Source organism: Krasilnikovia sp. MM14-A1004 (assembly GCF_047159485.1).
In the GTDB taxonomy this organism is placed as follows: domain Bacteria; phylum Actinomycetota; class Actinomycetes; order Mycobacteriales; family Micromonosporaceae; genus Actinoplanes.
In genome coordinates this window covers 5,500,818-5,517,928 of record NZ_AP038773.1, presented here as the reverse complement: position 1 = coordinate 5,517,928, position 17,111 = coordinate 5,500,818, and the positions used below count along the sequence as shown (strand labels likewise).

Annotated in this window: 17 protein-coding genes and 1 tRNA gene; 8 read left to right on the top strand and 10 right to left on the bottom strand. The window is 72.2% G+C overall.

The window, feature by feature from the left end; all coding sequences use genetic code 11:
* The first annotated feature begins 408 nt into the window (after positions 1–408).
* Together ACMCNN_RS23625 and ACMCNN_RS23620 are read left to right on the top strand one after the other, a co-directional pair.
* Entirely contained in the window at positions 409–1,071 is a 663-nt protein-coding gene (locus ACMCNN_RS23625; protein ID WP_412742694.1) for a response regulator, read from the top strand.
* 1,166 nt (positions 1,072–2,237) lie between these two features.
* The gene (locus ACMCNN_RS23620) at positions 2,238–3,197 is read left to right on the top strand and encodes a hypothetical protein (protein WP_412742693.1); all 960 of its coding nucleotides are present in this window, start codon (positions 2,238–2,240) and stop codon (positions 3,195–3,197) included.
* A 28-nt stretch (positions 3,198–3,225) separates the two neighbouring features.
* Here the strand turns inward: ACMCNN_RS23620 and serA are convergent, their stop codons facing one another.
* The 3 genes from serA to ACMCNN_RS23605 all read right to left on the bottom strand — a co-directional run bounded on the left by serA (position 3,226) and on the right by ACMCNN_RS23605 (position 6,133).
* Entirely contained in the window at positions 3,226–4,440 is a 1,215-nt protein-coding gene (gene serA, locus ACMCNN_RS23615) for a phosphoglycerate dehydrogenase (RefSeq protein WP_412742692.1), read from the bottom strand.
* A gap of 123 nt (positions 4,441–4,563) precedes the next feature.
* Positions 4,564–5,481 carry an aminoglycoside phosphotransferase family protein gene (locus ACMCNN_RS23610; protein ID WP_412742691.1) on the bottom strand — a complete coding sequence of 306 codons (918 nt, stop codon included), beginning with the start codon at positions 5,479–5,481 and terminating at the stop codon, positions 4,564–4,566.
* A gap of 199 nt (positions 5,482–5,680) precedes the next feature.
* On the bottom strand, positions 5,681–6,133 hold the full coding sequence (locus ACMCNN_RS23605) for a MarR family winged helix-turn-helix transcriptional regulator (protein WP_412742690.1): 453 nt from the start codon (positions 6,131–6,133) through the stop codon (positions 5,681–5,683).
* Between the two features lie 79 nt (positions 6,134–6,212).
* On the opposite strand from ACMCNN_RS23605, the gene ACMCNN_RS23600 reads away from it, so the two are divergent.
* Complete coding sequence (locus ACMCNN_RS23600; protein WP_412742689.1) at positions 6,213–7,472, top strand: FAD-dependent oxidoreductase; 1,260 nt, start codon at positions 6,213–6,215, stop codon at positions 7,470–7,472.
* On the opposite strand, the gene ACMCNN_RS23595 is transcribed toward ACMCNN_RS23600, so the two are convergent.
* From ACMCNN_RS23595 to ACMCNN_RS23580, 4 genes are all read right to left on the bottom strand, one after another.
* The gene (locus ACMCNN_RS23595) at positions 7,442–8,086 is read right to left on the bottom strand and encodes a dihydrofolate reductase family protein (protein ID WP_412742688.1); all 645 of its coding nucleotides are present in this window, start codon (positions 8,084–8,086) and stop codon (positions 7,442–7,444) included. The genes ACMCNN_RS23600 and ACMCNN_RS23595 overlap by 31 nt on opposite strands.
* A 118-nt stretch (positions 8,087–8,204) precedes the next feature.
* Positions 8,205–8,429 (bottom strand): helix-turn-helix transcriptional regulator, encoded by a 225-nt coding sequence (locus ACMCNN_RS23590; protein WP_412742687.1) that lies wholly within the window; start codon positions 8,427–8,429, stop codon positions 8,205–8,207.
* A 20-nt stretch (positions 8,430–8,449) separates the two neighbouring features.
* A complete protein-coding gene (locus tag ACMCNN_RS23585) occupies positions 8,450–8,962 on the bottom strand; it encodes a hypothetical protein (protein ID WP_412742686.1) in 513 nt (170 codons plus the stop codon).
* 165 nt (positions 8,963–9,127) lie between these two features.
* Positions 9,128–9,610: a MarR family winged helix-turn-helix transcriptional regulator gene (locus tag ACMCNN_RS23580; RefSeq protein ID WP_412742685.1), complete on the bottom strand. Its 483-nt coding sequence runs from the start codon at positions 9,608–9,610 to the stop codon at positions 9,128–9,130.
* Between the two features lie 98 nt (positions 9,611–9,708).
* Between ACMCNN_RS23580 and ACMCNN_RS23575 the strand changes: the two genes are divergently transcribed.
* Positions 9,709–9,945 carry a hypothetical protein gene (locus ACMCNN_RS23575; protein ID WP_412742684.1) on the top strand — a complete coding sequence of 79 codons (237 nt, stop codon included), beginning with the start codon at positions 9,709–9,711 and terminating at the stop codon, positions 9,943–9,945.
* A 65-nt stretch (positions 9,946–10,010) separates the two neighbouring features.
* On the opposite strand, the gene ACMCNN_RS23570 is transcribed toward ACMCNN_RS23575, so the two are convergent.
* The 3 genes from ACMCNN_RS23570 to ACMCNN_RS23560 all read right to left on the bottom strand — a co-directional run bounded on the left by ACMCNN_RS23570 (position 10,011) and on the right by ACMCNN_RS23560 (position 12,914).
* Positions 10,011–11,621 carry a diguanylate cyclase gene (locus ACMCNN_RS23570; protein ID WP_412742683.1) on the bottom strand — a complete coding sequence of 537 codons (1,611 nt, stop codon included), beginning with the start codon at positions 11,619–11,621 and terminating at the stop codon, positions 10,011–10,013.
* 150 nt (positions 11,622–11,771) lie between these two features.
* Positions 11,772–11,844, bottom strand: a tRNA-Arg gene (locus ACMCNN_RS23565).
* Positions 11,845–11,891: 47 nt separating this feature from the next.
* Positions 11,892–12,914: an alpha/beta hydrolase gene (locus tag ACMCNN_RS23560; protein ID WP_412742682.1), complete on the bottom strand. Its 1,023-nt coding sequence runs from the start codon at positions 12,912–12,914 to the stop codon at positions 11,892–11,894.
* A 166-nt stretch (positions 12,915–13,080) separates the two neighbouring features.
* Between ACMCNN_RS23560 and ssb the strand changes: the two genes are divergently transcribed.
* The 4 genes from ssb (at position 13,081) to ACMCNN_RS23540 (ending at position 17,076) form a co-directional block, all read left to right on the top strand.
* Complete coding sequence (ssb, locus tag ACMCNN_RS23555) at positions 13,081–13,809, top strand: single-stranded DNA-binding protein (protein WP_412742681.1); 729 nt, start codon at positions 13,081–13,083, stop codon at positions 13,807–13,809.
* A 159-nt stretch (positions 13,810–13,968) separates the two neighbouring features.
* Complete coding sequence (locus tag ACMCNN_RS23550) at positions 13,969–14,916, top strand: cobalamin biosynthesis protein (protein WP_412747255.1); 948 nt, start codon at positions 13,969–13,971, stop codon at positions 14,914–14,916.
* Complete coding sequence (locus ACMCNN_RS23545; protein WP_412742680.1) at positions 14,913–16,451, top strand: cobyric acid synthase; 1,539 nt, start codon at positions 14,913–14,915, stop codon at positions 16,449–16,451. Before ACMCNN_RS23550 ends, ACMCNN_RS23545 begins: the two co-directional genes overlap by 4 nt.
* On the top strand, positions 16,441–17,076 hold the full coding sequence (locus tag ACMCNN_RS23540; protein ID WP_412742679.1) for a uridine kinase: 636 nt from the start codon (positions 16,441–16,443) through the stop codon (positions 17,074–17,076). Before ACMCNN_RS23545 ends, ACMCNN_RS23540 begins: the two co-directional genes overlap by 11 nt.
* Positions 17,077–17,111 lie beyond the last annotated feature (35 nt).

Genomic DNA, 17,111 nt, shown 5'->3' with positions numbered 1-17,111 from the left:
GGATGATTCTCCGGGCCGCCGGGCCGGCTGTGCGCCGTACCCGCCGTTGCGGGTCGTGATGGCGGCGTCGCCGACGGTGCCGCCCCGGGTCCGGGGGGCGTGGCGGTGAGCCGTACCCTCCATCGTGGTCACCGGATGGGTTTCGTCCCTCGCGGGTCGGCACGGTCCGACGTGGCCGACCGGCCGTCGGTGCGCCAGACTCCCCGCTGGCGGAGCACCGACGACAGGACCAAATCGAGGGGGTGCCTCGGCCGAAAGACCTGTTATCACAGCCGGTCGGACTCATCCGGGCGGCGGCAGTACCGGGCGGTAGGCTCCGGCGCGCTCACGCTGTCAGGCTGTTAATACGGCGAGCCCGCGGGCGCCCCGATTCTAGACTTCGACAACGGTTGTTGACGGGAGGCTGGTATGGGCGACGAGGTGATCACCGTGCTCGTCGTCGACGGCCACCAGACCTTCGCCGAGCTGCTGGGTGTGGCGCTGCGGGGCCAGCCCGAACTGCGGTACGTGGGCCACGCACGCAACGGGGAGCAGGCGATCCGCCTCGCCGCGGAGCTGAAGCCCGACGTGATCCTGCTCGATCCCGAGCTGCCCGACGCGGACGGGATCGCGATCGCGGAGATGTTGCGGCACCGCCAGCCGGAGACCCGGGTGGTCATCCTGACGGCCAGCAGCGAGGCGACCCTGGTGGGCCGGGCGACGGCGGCGGGTGCCGCGGGATTCCTCAGTAAGAACGGTGCACTCGGCGATGTGCTCAACGCGGTGCACACCGCGCACGGCGGCGGCATGACGGTCTCCACCGACATCCTCGCCCGGCTGCTGCGCAGCACCACGCCGGTGGTCGGCCCGCGTGCCGGTGGCCTCACGGCGCGTGAGCACGAGGTGCTGGCGCTCATGGGCGCCGGCCTCGACCCCCGCGCGATCGCCCGCCGGCTCGGCATCAGCGTGCACACCTGCCGCGGGTACGTGAAGGCGGTGCTGGCGAAACTCGACGCGCACAGCCAGCTGGAGGCGGTCGCGGTGGCCACCCGGCGCGGGCTCATTCAGCCGGATCGCCAGTACGGACGGTAATTCCCTCCGCGACTCATCCGCGACGGGCCGGGATCCGTACCACTGGGCAGAGCGCCACCGGTGATCGACGGCGCCGGCGCGGGTGGAGGATTCGCGTGGAACGTACAGTTTCCGGCGACGTGGCGGACAGCAGCGGCATGTCCGATGCGTCCGTTGCGGTCGCGGACCTGCCGTCGGCCTCCGGCGCACACTGGGCAAACCGGGACTCCGACGGGGACCGGCGCCGCCCGAGTGCGCCCGCCGAGCCGTTCGGCCGCACGCCCGCGTCGAGTTCACTGCCGGACGAGTCGCGGGCGCCCCGCGGCCCGCGCACGGACAATACGGCCACAGAGGACAGCGCGTCCTGGGCCTTCAGCGTCCACCGCCGCGATGGGGACCGCGCGACCGGCGTTTCCGAGCCGCACCGCGGCGCTGAATCCGATGGATCCCGTCCCGGTCGTGGACCGGAGTCCGGCGGATCCCGTGCCGGTCGTGGTCCGGAATCCGGCGGATCGGCTGCGGGGCGTGGGTCGCAGGGCGCTGCTGAGCTGCCTCGCCGGGTCGCCGGGGCCACGACCGGTGAGCTGCCCAGGCGGGTGCCCGGCTCGGCGGCGGGCGACACCCTGTCCGGCGACAGCCGTCCCCCGCAGGCCGGGTCCGGTGCGGACCGCCGTGCCGCCGGCGCGCCCCCCGGCAAGCTGCCCCGTCGGTCCCCCGAGGGGACGCGGGACGTACGCCGATCCGCCGACCCGACACGCACCGCGGACGAGCCCGGGTATTCGGGTCGCGAGGCGCCGGAGCCGCCGTACGGGCCCGCGCCGCCCGCCACCGGCGGCCGCGTGTCCTTCGGCTTCTCCGCGGGCCCGATCAGCGGTGCGCATGCCCGCCCGGGCGCGCCGACCTCGCCGGGGCCTTCGCTGGAACGCCCGGTCCCCGTCACCACCCGTCCCGGCCCGCCCTCGGCCGCACCGGGGCAGGCTCCGTCCCCGGCCGCCCACGGACGCGGGCCGTCTCCGGACGCCGACGGGCGAGGGCCCGCGCCGTCCGCCCACGGACGCGGGCCGTCTCCGTCCGCCCCGCGCCCGGCATCGGGTCCGCCGCCCGGCCCGGTCGGTGGTGCCGCACCGCAGGAGCCGCTGCCGAAGCGGTCCGGCGGGCGCAGCGCGCCTCCGGCACCGGTTCCTCTCGTGCTGGACCTGGACGAGGCGTCGGCCGCGCCGGCCATCGGGGACATCGTCAACGGTCCGGGACGCGAGATCCGCCCCCACCGGGCAACCCGTCGCGATGGCGCCAACCGCAAGGGCGAGGGCCGCAACGCGGACGGGCACAAGGTGGACACCCGGACCCAGCCCGGTCCCGCCGCGACACCGCCACCCGCACGGGCGAAAGCCGCTCCGCGTCGATCGCGTGCCGCCACGGCCGTCGCCGTCGGGCTCACCGGCGTCATCCTGCTGGCCGGTACGGTCGCCGGTGTCGTCTTCTTCTCCGGCGCCAACGGCGACATCACCTCGGTCCTGCAGCTCGGTGCGGGTTCGGCGGACCGGCGTACCGCGACCGCGCCGCTGGACGGCCGCACCGCCGCGAGCCTGGAGGTGGTCGGCGGGCTGGACCGGCTGACCGTACGCAGTGAGGACCTCGGCGACCAGCTCTACCGCATCACCGCGGCGGACGGGTCGGACAGCGTGCCCGCCCCCGTGATCACCGATGACCAGGTCCGGCTGTCCGTCACCCCGGACGGCGACGGCCGGCCCGGAGCGGTCGAGGTCGTCCTGTCCGCCAAGGTCCGCTGGTCACTGCGCTTCACCGGGGGCGCGGACGAGCAGCTGATCGACCTCAGCCGCGGCCAGGTCGGCGACGTTGCCCTGACCGGTGGAGCCCGCCGGGTCGAGCTTTCCCTGCCCAAGCCGGTGGGCACCGTCCAGGTCCGTGTGGACGGCGCGCTCGATGAGCTGTCGGTGAAGTCGCCCACCGACGCGCCCGTCCGGGTCAAGGTGCAGAGCGGCGCGAAGACCGTCACCGCGGGCACCCGGACGCTGCGCGACGTCGCTCCGGGCTCGACCCTGACCCCGCGGAACTGGCAGGTGCCGGACCGCTACGACCTGGACGCGGCGGCCCGGATCACCCTCCTGCGGGTGGAAGCCGTCTAGGTTCCCACCCGCAGGGAGCGGCGGTCGCTCAGGCCAGGACGCGCAGCCGTACGGTCTGGTCCATGGCGCGCAGCTGCTCCAGCACCTCGTCGGTGTATCCGCCGCTGATGTCGGTGACCAGGTAGCCGTACTCGCCCCGGGTGGTCAGCAGTTGACCCTCCACGTTGACCTTGTGGTCGGCGAGGATGCTGTTGACCTGGGCCAGTACGCCCGGAGTGTTCACGTGCACGTGGCCGATGCGGCTCATGCCCTCCTGCAACGGCAGGGCGACGCTGGGCAGGTTGACGCTCAGCGTGGTGTTGCCCTCCTGCACGAAGCTGGCGAGCTTCGTCGCCACGAAGTTGCCGATGTCGGACTGTGCCTCCTCGGTGGACCCGCCGATGTGCGGGGTGAGGATGACGTTGGGCAGCTCGCGCAGCTCGGAGACGAACTCGTCGCCGCGCCCCTTCGGCTCCTTGGGGAAGACGTCCACCGCCGCGCCGGACAGGTGACCGCTGGCCAGGGCCTCGCGCAGGGCGACGTGGTCGACCACGATGCCGCGCGAGAGGTTGAGGAAGATCGCGCCCTTGGTCATCCGGGCGAACTGCTCCGCGCCGAAGAAGCCCGCGTTGCCCGGGCGGCCGTCGACGTGCAGCGTGATGATGTCCGAGGATTCGAGCAACTCGTCGAGGCTCCCGCAGCGCCGGGCGTTGCCCAGGGCCAGCTTGTCCGCGGTGTCGTAGAACGACACCTGCATGCCCACGCTCTCGGCCAGCACCGACAGCTGGGTGCCGATGTTGCCGTACCCGACGATGCCGATGCGCCGCCCGCGGATCTCGTGGCTGCCGTCGGCCGCCTTGTCCCACACCCCGGCGTGCATGCCGCTGTTCTTCTCGGTGAGCCGGCGGGTCAACGCGATGATCTCGGCCAGGGCCAGCTCGACCACGGAACGGGTGTTGGAGAACGGCGCGTTGAAGACCGCGATCCCGGCGCGCGAGGCGGCCGGCAGGTCGATCTGGTCCGTGCCGATGCAGAACGCGCCGATCGCGACGAGGCTGTTCGCCGCCTCCAGCACCTTGGCCGTCACCCGCGTCTTGGAGCGGATGCCGAGCAGGTGTACGCCGTCGATCCGTTCGATCAGCTCGGCCTCGTCGAGGGCGTTGCGGACGGATTCGACCTCGAAACCGTTGGCCTCGAGCCGGGACACGGCGTCGGGGTGAATGCTCTCCAGCAGGAGGACTCGTACCTTGGTCTGGTCGATCATCAGTTTCCGTTTCGTGTGCGGTTGCGCCGTCCGGGCCGCCACGCCGAAGCCCAGCTCACGGCACCCCAGCGTAGTGCCCTCAACGGTCGCATCCGGCGGGGTGTGCCGGATGTCCCACGCCGCTCAATACGTGAGACGCCCGCGGAGCCACGGCAGCAGCGCCGCGCCCTGGGCACGCTGGAACGCCCGTACCGTGGGGATGCCCGGCGGTGGAGGCTGCCGGGCCCGATCAACGAAGTAGCCCGCGAGCCCCGCCATGATCGTGGTGACGGCCCTCGGGTCGACGTCGGTGAGAAGCGGTGCCGGGTCGCCGCCGTGCACGATCACGTTCTCCGCCAGCAGGACCGTGTCCAGCCAGTCCGGCCCGATGCAGCCCCACGGCCAGTCGACGAAGACCACCGTCCCGTCGGGGCGCAACAGCATGTTGTCCGCGCGGACGTCGCAGTGGCACAGGGTGTCGCCGTGGAGCATCGTCAGCGCCTCGTGTGCGGCCGCGCGCAGTTCGTCCAGGCGGTCGGCGGCCCACGGATCCAGGTCCGGGGGCGGATCGGCGGCGACCCGGTCCCAGCCGGCGAAGTTGTCGGCCAGCCGATCCCCGGCCGTGGGCAGGCCGGCCACGGGGGAGGGGGTCAGCGCGGCGGCCAGCTGCCGCAATCCGTGTACGGCGGCGGTCAGCTCGTCCGGACGCCACGGGGTGTGCGGGTGCCGCCCCTCGATGTCCTCCAGGACGAGTGCCACCCAGTCGCCGTCGTCGTAGCTGCCGACGAACCGCGGCACGGGTGCGTGTGCCGGCAACGCGGCACTGATCTGCGCCTCCTGCCGGGCCAGTTCCGTCGAGCGCTCGTTGAGCGCCGGGCTGACGGCCTTGACGAACGCGGCTCCGCCCGCCGCGGTGCGGACCCGGTCCGCGGTGCCGGGGGAGAAGCCGCCCCGCTGGGACTCGGCCGCGACGACGGGCGAGCCGAGTATCTCCTCGATCGCCGCACGGACGTGGGCGGGCACGGCGGCCCACCCGATCCGGACTCCCACGGCAGCGACCATGCCGGGATCATGGCAGGTCAGCGGGTTGTGCGGCACGGACTTTCTGTCCGGGGCCGCCGGTCCTGGCACGTGCCGCGCGCGGCACGTGCCGAGCCGCGACACGGCCGGTGGCCCGTCTCGACGGTGGGGCGCGGCGCCGGGGAACGGCCGGTGCCGGCTCGGCCCCCAGGTGATCAATCAGGCTCGGGCCCCTGGGTGATCAATCAGGAAGGTCGCCGCCGCCCGCGGCCGCGTTGAGGAAGTCGGCGATGAGCGCGAGCTGGTCCGCGTCGTAGCGCTGCAGCAGCTGGATCATCGCTGCGGCGTGCCCGGCGTAGTGCGGCTCGACCCGTTCCCGGATCTGCTCGTCCACCCGCGAGACGATGACCTTGCGGCGGTCGGTGGCGTCGCGCTCGCGCCGGACGAACCCGGCCCGTTCCAGCCGGTCCAGCACGCCTGTCACCGTGCCGGTGCGCAGCCCTGTGAGCTCGGCCAACCGGCCCGGAGTGAGCGGCCCGTGCACCTCCAGCAGCGTCATGAACTGGGCGTCGCTGGGCCCGAGGCGCAGTCGTTCGGCGACCTGGTGGCTGTAGAGCACGGCCGACGCGATCATGCGCCGGACGGCGTCGACGATCTCGATCTCCTGCACGTCGCGCGCTTTGCTGGCAGACAAAGTATCTCGCTATCGCTAGTATCTCATCCTGACGAGATAATCGGCGGTACGAGATAGTTTCCCACGACGGGAGAGCGCAATGACGGACGTCAGGACGGCACTGATCATCGGCGGCGGCATCGCCGGGCCGGTCACGGCGATCGCGCTGCGGCGCGCCGGCATCGCCGCGACCGTGTACGAGGCACACGACTCCCGCGCTGACGGCATCGGCGGCGCGCTCATGCTGGCCCCCAATGGCCTGGCGGCACTGCGCGTCATCGGCGCCGCCGCGACGGTGGAGCCGGTCGGCCTGCCCACTCCCCGCATGATCATGGAGACCGGTACGGGCAAGCGCCTCGGCACGTTCGAGGACCTGCCCGGGGTGCCCACCAGCCGCACCTTCGCCCGCCCGGACCTCTACGCCGCCCTGCTCGACGTGGCCGTCGCCGCCGGGGTGCACGTCGAGTACGGCAAGCGCCTCACCGGATTCGACTCCACCGCGGACGGAGTGCTCGCCCGGTTCGCCGACGGCACCACGGCCGCGGCGGACGTGCTGGTCGGGGCCGACGGCATCCGCTCCACCGTACGATCGCTGCTGGACCCGGCCGCGCCGCAGCCGCGTTCGGTCCGCCTGCTCGGCCTCGGCGGCTGGGTCGACGGGACCGGCCTGCCCGGCACCGGTGGTGCGATGCACCTCGCGTTCGGGCGGCGCGCGTTCTTCGGATACCAGGTCGAGGACGACGGCCGGGCCGGCTGGTTCGCCAACCTGCCCTCGCCGGAGCCGGTCACCGCGGCCGAGGCCCGGCGGACCCCCGAGGCCGAATGGCTGCGGCGGCTCCGCGCGGTGTACGCCGACGACACCCTCCCCGCCCTCGCCCTGCTGGACCGCGTGCCCGAGGGCGGGCTCGTCAACGTCGGCACGATGCAGGACATGCCGCCTGTACCGGTCTGGCACCGTGGCCGGGCCGTGCTGGTCGGCGACGCCGCGCACGCGACCTCGCCCAGCTCCGGGCAGGGCGCCTCGCTGGCGATCGAGAGCGCGGTCGAACTGGCCCGGTGCCTGCGCGACCTGCCCGTGGCCCGGGCGTTCGCCGCCTACGAGGCGCTGCGCCGCCACCGCGTAGAGAAGATCATCAAGCGGACCGCGCGAGTGAACAGCGACAAGGCCCCCGGGCCGGTCGGCCGCCTCATCCGCGACCTGACCTTCCCGCTCGCCATGCGCACGTTCTACAACCAGGAACGAATGATGGGCTGGGTGCACCGGCACACCATCGACTGGGAGGCCACCGTCGCGGCTCCCGGTCAGTCCCCGGTGCAGTCCTCGCGTGGTCAGTCCCCGGTGGAGCGTGCGAACCGGTAGTGCGCGGCCCTGTCCGTGGGCACGAACTCCACGACCTCGTAGCCCGCGGTCGCGTCGCCGCCGAGCAGCCGCTCTCCGGTGCCGAGCAGGACCGGGGCCACCACCACGTGCATCTCATCGACCAGCCCGGCGCGCAGGTACTGCCGGATCGTGGCGACACCACCGCCGAGGCGGACGTCCCGGCCGCCCGCCGCCGCGAACGCCCGTTCCAGCGCGGCCTCGATGCCGTCGGTGACGAAGTGGAACGTCGTACCCCGCATCGGCAGATCCGCGCGCGGATGATGGCTGAGCACGAAGACGTCGTGGTGATACGGCGGCTCGTCGCCCCACCAGCCGCGCCAGGACTCGTCGGGCCAGGGCCCGCGCACCGGGCCGAACATGTTGCGCCCCATCACCGTGGCCCCGATGTTCTCGTCGCCGGCGCGGACGAAATCGTCGTCCACCCCCTCGTCGCCGCCCTCCTGGCCGAACATCGCCCGCCCCGTCCTGGTGCGGAACATCCAGGTGTGCAGGTCCTCGCCGCCGACCCCGAGCGGATTCTTCAGATCCTGCGCCGGACCGGCCGCGAACCCGTCGAGAGAGACCGAGACGTTGTGTACGCGCAGCTTGGGCATGTCTCCTCCTTGCGTCGCCGGCGACACTATCCGCCACCACCGACGAAATCGGCTGCCACGCTCGTTCGCGGTGCGACTGTCCGGGCCGGCGCTGGTGCGGCCCCGTGGCGGCCGTCCGTCAGGACGCTGACTCGCCCCATAACGCTTCGACCGTTACGCCGAGCGCTCCGGCGACTTTGAGCGCGAGGTAGACCGACGGCGCGTAGTCCCCGCGCTCCATGGCGATGACGGTCTGCCTGCTGACCTGCACGGCAGTGGCGAGACCCTGCTGGGTGAGACCCGCCGTCGTGCGCGCGGCGCGAATGCGGTGGCCCGCCCGGCCGTCGGCGTCGGCGGCCCGCACCGGGCCTCCGGTGGCCGCCATCAGTCGGCGTCCGGCAGCACTGTGGCTTCCCGGCGCCGACGCCGGTACGTGAGCAGCGCGAGCCAGGCTCCGGCCAGAACCGCACCGATGATTCCTCCCACGACGGCGAAACGCAGCGGACGGGAGTCGTCCGCGAAGGGCGCCACGGCGCCGACGGTGAACAGTAGGGAGGGCAGGGCGTACAGCACCGTCCACAGGATGCGTTTCCGCGACCAGGTTCGTGGGGCGGTATCGACTCGACGCCGGTGCAGGTATGCCGTGCACACGGCCATCGGCAGGTACATCGCCACGAGCGCCACCGTCAGAGGCGCCACGGCGGGCCGTCCACCGATCCACACCATCAGGGCGCACGCCCACGGCACGGTCAACCACTGAATGCCGGCGGCGGTGGCGATGCCCTCGTACCAGTGCGAGCGTTCGCGCTCGTCGCCGTACATGTCGCCGTGGAGGTCGAGAATCGACCTCGCGATGCGGTCCGCGATGTGCCTGTGGTTCCCGGTCAATGTCGTCATGCGACCATGATGGTGTCAAGTTTCCTTTACGTCAAGTCTACTTAACATCGGTGTCCGTTGTCCCGCGATGGCCTGCCTTCCGGAGACTGCCTCGCGGGTGGCGATCTCCGGCGGATCTCGCCGCGGAGCCCCGTCGCTGCGGCCGCCCGACCTTGCCGAATCTCGTCAGGGACGGTCGGTGTCGGACGTCGGCGAACCTTGTCTTGGTCGGGTGGCGTCGATGACACGGGTGAGGGCCGAGTGGATGTCCAGCAGTTCGTCGACCGGTAGGCCCAGGCGGTCGATCACTGCTGGCGGAATCGCCTCTGCCTGCTGGCGGAGGGTCTGGCCGCTGGGGGTGAGAGTGATGGCGAGGCTGCGTTCATCGCCTGGATCCCGTTCGCGGCGCAGGTAACCGATCGCTTCGAGACGTTTGAGAAGTGGAGACAGGGTGCCGGGGTCGAGCTGCAGCAATTCGCTGAGCCGCCGGACCGACAGCGGGGCGTACTGCCACAACGCCAGCATCACCAGGTACTGCGGATGGGTCAGCCCCATGGGCTCCAGGAGCGGGCGGTAGATCGCCACCACGCTGCGTGCGGCCACCGACAGGGCGAAGCACACCTGCTGCTCCAGCGCGAGCGGGTTGCTGGTGTCGCGCACGTCACTCATCGTGTGCACCTTCTCCGGGTAGCAGATAGTCTGCGATAGTTGGGGCACCAAATATTTGCGCACCAATGTTGTGGGGCGAGGTTAGCAGGAGGATGGGCATGCCCAGGGACAAGCGAGGCATCGAACGAGGCCGGTTCGGCGTGTGGTGGCACAACACCTTCGACGACTGGTTCTTCCGGTCCCTGATCGGGCCCGCGCAGACCGGTAATGCCGTGCACGGCGCCGACCCGACCACACGCCAGCAATGGCTACACGACCTGGAACGGCGCAAGCAGTACACCCGCGACCAGCGCGAACGTAAACGGCTCGCCCGCGAAAAGCGACAGGCCGGCTGACGCCATCGCGATGCCGCGGGAATGCGGGTCAGGGCCCGCCCCGGCGGCAGGCTGTCAGCGCGAGGTCAGGAGTATGCCGTAACCGTGGTTGACGCTGCGGCGGGCTCGGGCTCCCCATCGGCCACGACCCGGTTGCGCCCGGCCTGCTTGGCGGCGTAAAGGTTACGGTCAGCGCTGGCGACAGCGGTGGACTGGCTGCGCGGAGAAGTCCCGCCGACCCCGGCAACGCCGATACTGACCGTGACCGGGAAGCCGCTCGACACGTCGTGCCAGTCGAAATCGTTGATCGCCTGCCGGATCCCGTCGAGCTGCCGGGCTGCCAGGGCGACCGGCGTGGCGGGCAGCACCAGCAGGAACTCCTCGCCGCCGAGCCGGGCGACGAACCCCGCCGGGGTCAGCGCGGTCAGCGTGGTCTCCAGCAGCTCGGCGACCCGCATCAGCACCTGGTCCCCGGCATCGTGCGAGAGCCGGTCGTTGATCTGTTTGAAGTGGTCGATGTCCGCGATCGCCACGGTCAGGTCGGGATCGCCGGCGATCAGTGCGGGTAGTTCCTCGTCGACGAAGCGGCGGTTCCGCAGGCCGGTCAGCGGATCGCGGCGGGCCTCTTCCCGGAATTGCTGGGCTTCCTCGCGGGCCTCGGCGGCCTCGAACTGGGTCTGGCGGGTCAGCGCCTTCGCCTGCTCCTGCCGCGCGCGCAGGCTCTCGTTGGCTGCCACGAACACCTTCTGGGCGGCGAACGCCTCGGCGTACTCGGCGCGGGCGGCATGGAGTTCGGCCTGTTCCTGGTGCACCCGGATCAAGAGCCGGTGCAGCTGACGTTCGAGGCAGAGTTCGCGGGCGGCGTCCAAGCTCGCCTGGGCCCGGCTGGTGGCGTCGAGGCCACGCTGGGCGCGGGCCAGATTCAGCAGGTACTCGGCCAGTTGACTGGCGTGGTCGCTCTCCCCGGCATCGTGCCGGGCGACGCAGGCCAGCATGGTCCGCTCGGCCCGGGCGTACTCGCCGTTCTCGATCTGGATGGCGCCGATCGTGTCCAGCTGCGCGGGCTCCAGGTCGAAGCCGTGTTCCGCGGCATGTTCCAGCATTCGGTCGGCGACCTGCCGGGCCCGGGGGAAGTCGCCGTTCTCGTACTCGGAAACGGCCCAATTGTTGAGCACCATGGTCAGCTGCATCCACTGACGCAGTTCCCGGGCCGTGGTCTCGGCCTGGCGGAAACGCGGTCGCGCCGCTTCCATGTCCCCGTTGTCGGCCAGCGCATCGGCAAGCGTGCACCGGTGCCAGACCTGCATGTACGGGGTGGCGTCCTCGTCGAGCAGTTCGACGGCGCTCAGCGCATGCTCCAGGCGCTCGGCAGTGTCGCCCGTCAGCCGTTTGATGTACGCCCACGACAGATGGGTACGCGCCTGCAACCGGCGGTCGCCGCGCTGGAGAGCCCATTCGTGGATCTCCTGGACCTGCCGGGTGGCTTTCGCCAGCTCGCCGGTCCGGGTGAGCATGTTGGCGTGAACGAGGCGGGCGCGGGCGATCAGCGTCTCGTCGCCCATGGCGGTGGTCTGCCGTTCGAGTTCCACGGCGGCGGCGTAGCCGGCCTCCACCTTGACGATGACCTGTTCCTCGAGCGCCAGCAAGGCGGCCGACAGTTCCCCGGCGCCGGGCGCGGTGCCCTCCAACGAATCCACCCCCAGCCGCGTTGCCGCTGCCCTATCGGGATGGGAACCGCATGGCTGAGCGATTCGGGGGCAGTGTGACCCCGCGCACGAACCCTCGGCGGTTTCGCGTCATGTATTGCTGCGCATCGAGGTGGCAGGGGTCGGGGGTGTTGAGCTGGGCGCGCCCGGCAGGATTCGAACCTGCGACCGACGGATTAGAAGTCCGTTGCTCTATCCGCTGAGCTACGAGCGCTGGCCTGCACATAGTAAGGTCCCCCGGCGCTGGTGACGAACCGGATGTCACGCCGTGGGTGCGTCGACCTCCGGCTCCGCCGTGTCCTCGGGCGCCGGCGGCACCTTGATCTCCGGCGCGCCCGGCGGCGGCAGGAACCCGTCCACCCAGCGGCCCAGCTCGCGGAAGACCTCCGCGCGCACGTCCTTGCCGGAGAGCGTGAGGTCGTGCAGGCCGCCGTCGATGCGGGCGATCGTGACCCTGGATCCCAGCTGGGGGGCCCAGCGGGCGATGTGCTCCACGTCCAGCACCGCGTCGGTCACCCGGGCGTCCTCACTCCAGACCCGGCCGCGGAACGTCCGGGTGGAGCATGCGACGAGTACGGGCGCGTCGATGGCCAGGCCGGAGCGGAGCTTGCGCTGGCCACGGCGGATGGCGTCGAGCCAGCCGTACCGGACGGGGAAGCCGAGCAGGGGCTTCCAGGCCAGGTCGTAAGTCCACTCGCCACGGTGGTCGCTGTGGATGCTCTGGCCGTACAGGCCGAGCCCGGGGACGGGCATCACGCCGTACGGTCGGCGTTTGTTCGCGCCGACGGCGACGCTCATGAGGGGGCGGCGCAGCAGCCACGGCACGTTGAAGTCGAAGAACGGGCTGTTCAGGAACAGGCCGTCGACGATGCCCCGACCCTGGCGGGAGTGGGCCCACAGGGAGGTGGTCAGGCCGCCGGTGGAGTGGCCGATGACCAGCATCTGGTCGTGTCCGTCGACCTCGCGGATGATCCGGGCGGATTCGTCCAGCTCGGGGTAGTACTCCGTGAGGCTGCGGCAGAAGTTCGGCGTCTGGTGCTCGAGCAGGCTCCGGCCGTATTTGCGCAGGTCGAGGGCGTAGAAGTCCCAGCCGCGCTCGACGAAGAAGTCGGCCAGGTGAGTCTGGAAGAAGTAGTCCACGAAGCCGTGGACGTACAGGATGGCGCGCCGCGAGGGCGTCTCCGCGCGTCGGCGGACGAGCGTGGCCACCACGGGGCCTTCGTCGTCGCTGCCCAGGTCGATGGTGTGCCGCTCGTACGGCAGGCCGAGCACGTCCGTTTCCACCCCGTCAGGTTACCCGTCAGTACCCCCCGCCGGTCCATACCAGAACGGCTCAAGTTCCAGTGCCGATCCACACAGCGCCCCTGTCCACAGCCCGGCGCACTTTCCCGAGCGGGCGCCGCACGTCCCGCGGGACGCTCCTGACACATCCGAGCGGTAAGGAGAAGCAGTGTTCGACACAAACATCGTCGTGGTGGGCAACGTGCTCACCGCCCCAGAGTGGCGTCGCACCAGCAACACCAATTCCCTGGTCGCCAACTTTCGGGTGGCCTCGACGGCGCGCCGCCTCGACCGGGACAGCGGGCGCTGGGTCGACGGCAACAACCTCCGCGTACGGGTCACCTGCTGGCGGCGGCTCGCCGAGGGCGTGGCCGCGTCGATCGCCGTGGGCGACCCGGTGATCGTCGCCGGCCGGCTCTACACCCGGGACTGGACCGACAGCGAGGGCAACCAGCGGACCACGTACGAGATGGAGGCCGTCGCCGTGGGTCATGACCTGGCCCGGGGGCGGAGCCGGTTCCAGCGCAACCGCCCGGTGCCGGGCACCTCCGTCGTGACGGGCCCGGAGGCGGACGGCCATGTTCGTGGCGAGGCCGCGGAGCTGGTGCCGGAGCACGAAGCGCCGGTTCACTACGGCGACGGCATCCTCGACGACGACGCGGCGTTCCTCGACCTCGCCGGGTCCGCGTCCGCCGGGTTCGACCCGCTGGCCGAGCTGCCCGACGGTCTGGGGCCCGGCACCGCGCTCGACCGGCTGGACCCGGGCCCGGGATTCGATGCGGAACCCACCGAGGCCGACGAGATCGAGATCGCGGTCGAGGCCCTGCCGGACCAGGACGGGGGTGCCGGGCGGGCCGGCACCCGTCGCTCGCGGCGGCGCCAGCCCGCACCTGCCTGATCCACACCCCCCAACCGCCGCCGTTCCGGGGTCGACTTCCCCTCAGGCCCCGGAACGGCGGCACCACACCGAAAAGGTCCGACCGGCTGGCTAGAGTTCCCGCGGAGGTGAGCGACAGTGCGGCACGGGGCAACGTCGGCCGATGCGGTCGGTCTGCTGATGGGATACGCGCTGGATGCGGCGTTCGGTGATCCGCGGCGGTTCCACCCCGTCGCCGGTTTCGGTCAGGCCGCCACCGCCCTGGAGCGCCGCCTGTACGCGCCGCGCCGGCGGGCAGGAGCCGCGTTCACGGCGGCCGCAGTAGGGGTGCCCGTGCTCGCGGGTGCGGGCGTGGCCGCGCTGACCCGCCGGCATCCGGTGGCCCGCGCGGCGTTGGTGGCGACCGCCACCTGGGCCGTGCTGGGTGGGCGCACCCTGCGGCGGGAAGCGGCGGTCATGGCCGGACACCTCGAACACCGCGACGTGGTGGCCGCCCGTGGTCGGCTCAACCACCTGTGCGGACGCGACCCGTCCGCCCTCGACGCCCCGGAGCTCGCCCGCGCGACGGTCGAATCGGTCGCGGAGAACACCTCGGACGCGGTGGTGGCGCCACTGCTCTGGGGCGCGCTGGCCGGGCTGCCCGGACTGCTCGGCTACCGCGCCGCCAACACGCTGGATGCGATGGTCGGGCACCGCTCCACCCGGTACGCCCGGTTCGGTGCCCCGGCCGCGCGCCTCGACGACGCGCTCAATCTGCTGCCGTCCCGGCTCACCGGCGCGCTCACCGTGGCGGCGGCGCCGCTGGTCGGGGGCCGAGTCGGCGAGGCGTTGCGAGTGTGGCGCCGGGACCGGAACGACCATCCGAGCCCCAACGCCGGCCAGTGCGAGGCGGCGACGGCGGGGGCGCTGGGCGTACGCCTCGGCGGGCGCAACGTGTACTTCGGGCGTACCGAATCCCGGCCATTCTTGGGCGACGGCCCTCGGCCGTCGGCGGTCCACGTGCGGGGGGCGGCGCGGCTTTCCGGTGCGGTGGGTACGGCCGCCGTGCTGCTGGCCGCGGGTGCTGCCCTGGCCCGGTCCCGAGCGGGTGGTCTGTTCGGGGCCCGTTCGGGCGGCGGTGCGCGATGAGCGGGGGTCTGCTGGTCGCCGGAACGACGTCGGATGCGGGCAAGAGCGTCCTGACCGCCGGTATCTGCCGGTGGCTGCACCGGCAGGGCGTGAAGGTGGCCCCGTTCAAGGCGCAGAACATGTCGAACAACTCGGTCGTGGTGGTCGGGCCCGACGGCCGCGGCGGCGAGATCGGCCGCGCCCAGGCCATGCAGGCCGCGGCCTGCGGGCTGGCGCCGGACATCAGGTTCAACCCGGTGCTGCTCAAGCCGGGTAGCGACATGTCCAGTCAGGTGGTGCTGCTCGGGGAGGCGGTCGACACCGTCAGCGCGTCCGACTACCGCCGGTTGCGGCCCCGGCTGGCCGGGACGGCCCACGCCACCCTGGCGCAATTGCGGTCCGAGTTCGACGCCGTGGTCTGCGAGGGCGCGGGCAGCCCCGCCGAGATCAACTTGCGGGACGGCGACTTCGTGAACATGGGACTGGCCCGGCAGGCCGGGCTGCCCACGATCGTCGTCGGCGACATCGACCGGGGTGGGGTGTTCGCGGCGCTGTTCGGCACCGTGGCCCTGCTGGACCCCCGGGACCAGGCGTTGATCAGCGGCTTCGTGATCAACAAGTTCCGCGGCGACCCGGGCCTGCTCCGGCCGGGTCTGGACATGATCACGCGGGCCACCGGCCGCCCGGTGCACGGGGTGCTGCCGTTCGACCTCGACATCTGGCTCGACGCGGAGGACTCACTGGCGTACGGGCGGGTGCTCGGCCGCCCCGGCCCGCCGCACGGCACCCAGTGGCTACGTGTCGCCGTCATCCGGCTGCCGCGTATCTCCAACGCCACCGACGCCGAGGCGCTGGCCGCCGAGCCGGGCGTGCAGGTCCGCCTGACGATCGAACCCGCCGAGATCGCCGACGCCGACCTCGTGGTGATCCCGGGCTCGAAGGCGACGGTCAGCGACCTCGCCTGGCTGCGCGCGACCGGCCTCGCCGACTCAGTCCGCGCACACGCCGCTGCCGGCAAGCCGGTGGTCGGCATCTGCGGCGGGTTCCAGATGCTGGCCGAGACGATCCATGACGAGGTGGAGAGCGGGCGGGGCAGGGTCGACGGCCTCGGGCTGCTGCCCGTGGGCATCACGTTCAGCCCCCGTAAGACTCTGGTGCGGTCCGTCGGCACCGCCTTCGGCGCGGTACCCGTCCAGGGGTACGAGATCCACCACGGCCTCGTGTCGTCCGGCGCCCCGGAGCCGCTGCTGCGCTACGCCGACGGGACCCCCGAAGGCGCCGTCGCCGGAACGGTCTGCGGGACCCACTGGCACGGCGCCTTCGAATCCGACGAGTTCCGCCGTCGCTTCCTCACCGAAGCCGCCCGCCAGGCCGGCCGGCACGGCTTCACCGTCGCCCCCGACACCCGGTACGACGCGATCCGCGAACGCGCCCTCGACCGGCTCGGAGACCTGGTCGAGGAGCACCTCGACACCGCCGCACTGTGGCGCCTGATCGAGGGCGGCCCGCCAGCCGACCTGCCGTTCATTCCGCCGGGAGCACCCGGTGGTGCCTGACCGGACGCCACGGGAGAAGCGCACGTCGGAACGCTTCACCGACCTCGCGGCGCGGATCCTGGCGACGCCGCCCCGGCTGGGGTCCGTGCGGCTCGTGGCGGTCGACGGGCCGAGCGGCGCGGGTAAGACCAGGTTCGCGCAGCGGCTCGCCGGGGCCCTGGATGCCCCGGTCGTCCACACCGACGACCTGCTCGACGGCTGGGCGGACCAGTTCGCGTTCTGGGATCGCCTGGAACGGCTGGTGCTGGCGCCGCTGCGGGCGGGGCGTCCGGCGACCTACGAGTGCTACCAGTGGGATCGCGGCGCGTTCGGCGGCCCGCCGGTGACGGTGGAGCCGAGCCCGGCCGTACTTCTGGAAGGTGTGTCGTCGGCTCGCGCGGCGGTCCGGTCGCGGTTGAGCCTGGCGGTGTTCGTGACGGCGCCGGACCGCCTCCGGTGGGCCAGGGTGCTCGACCGGGACGGCGACGACGTTGCCTTCCGGTCGTACCTTGAGCAGTGGCGCGCGGCCGAGCGGCGGCACTTCGCCGCCGAGACCACCGCGGCCTGCGCCGATGTGGTGGTGGACGGCGCCGCCGAGGGCACGGACGTGGAGTTCCACCAGGTCTGGCGGCCCGCGCCGGACTGAGCCACCCTGGTGGTCACGGGTAGTGGGTTGTCTCC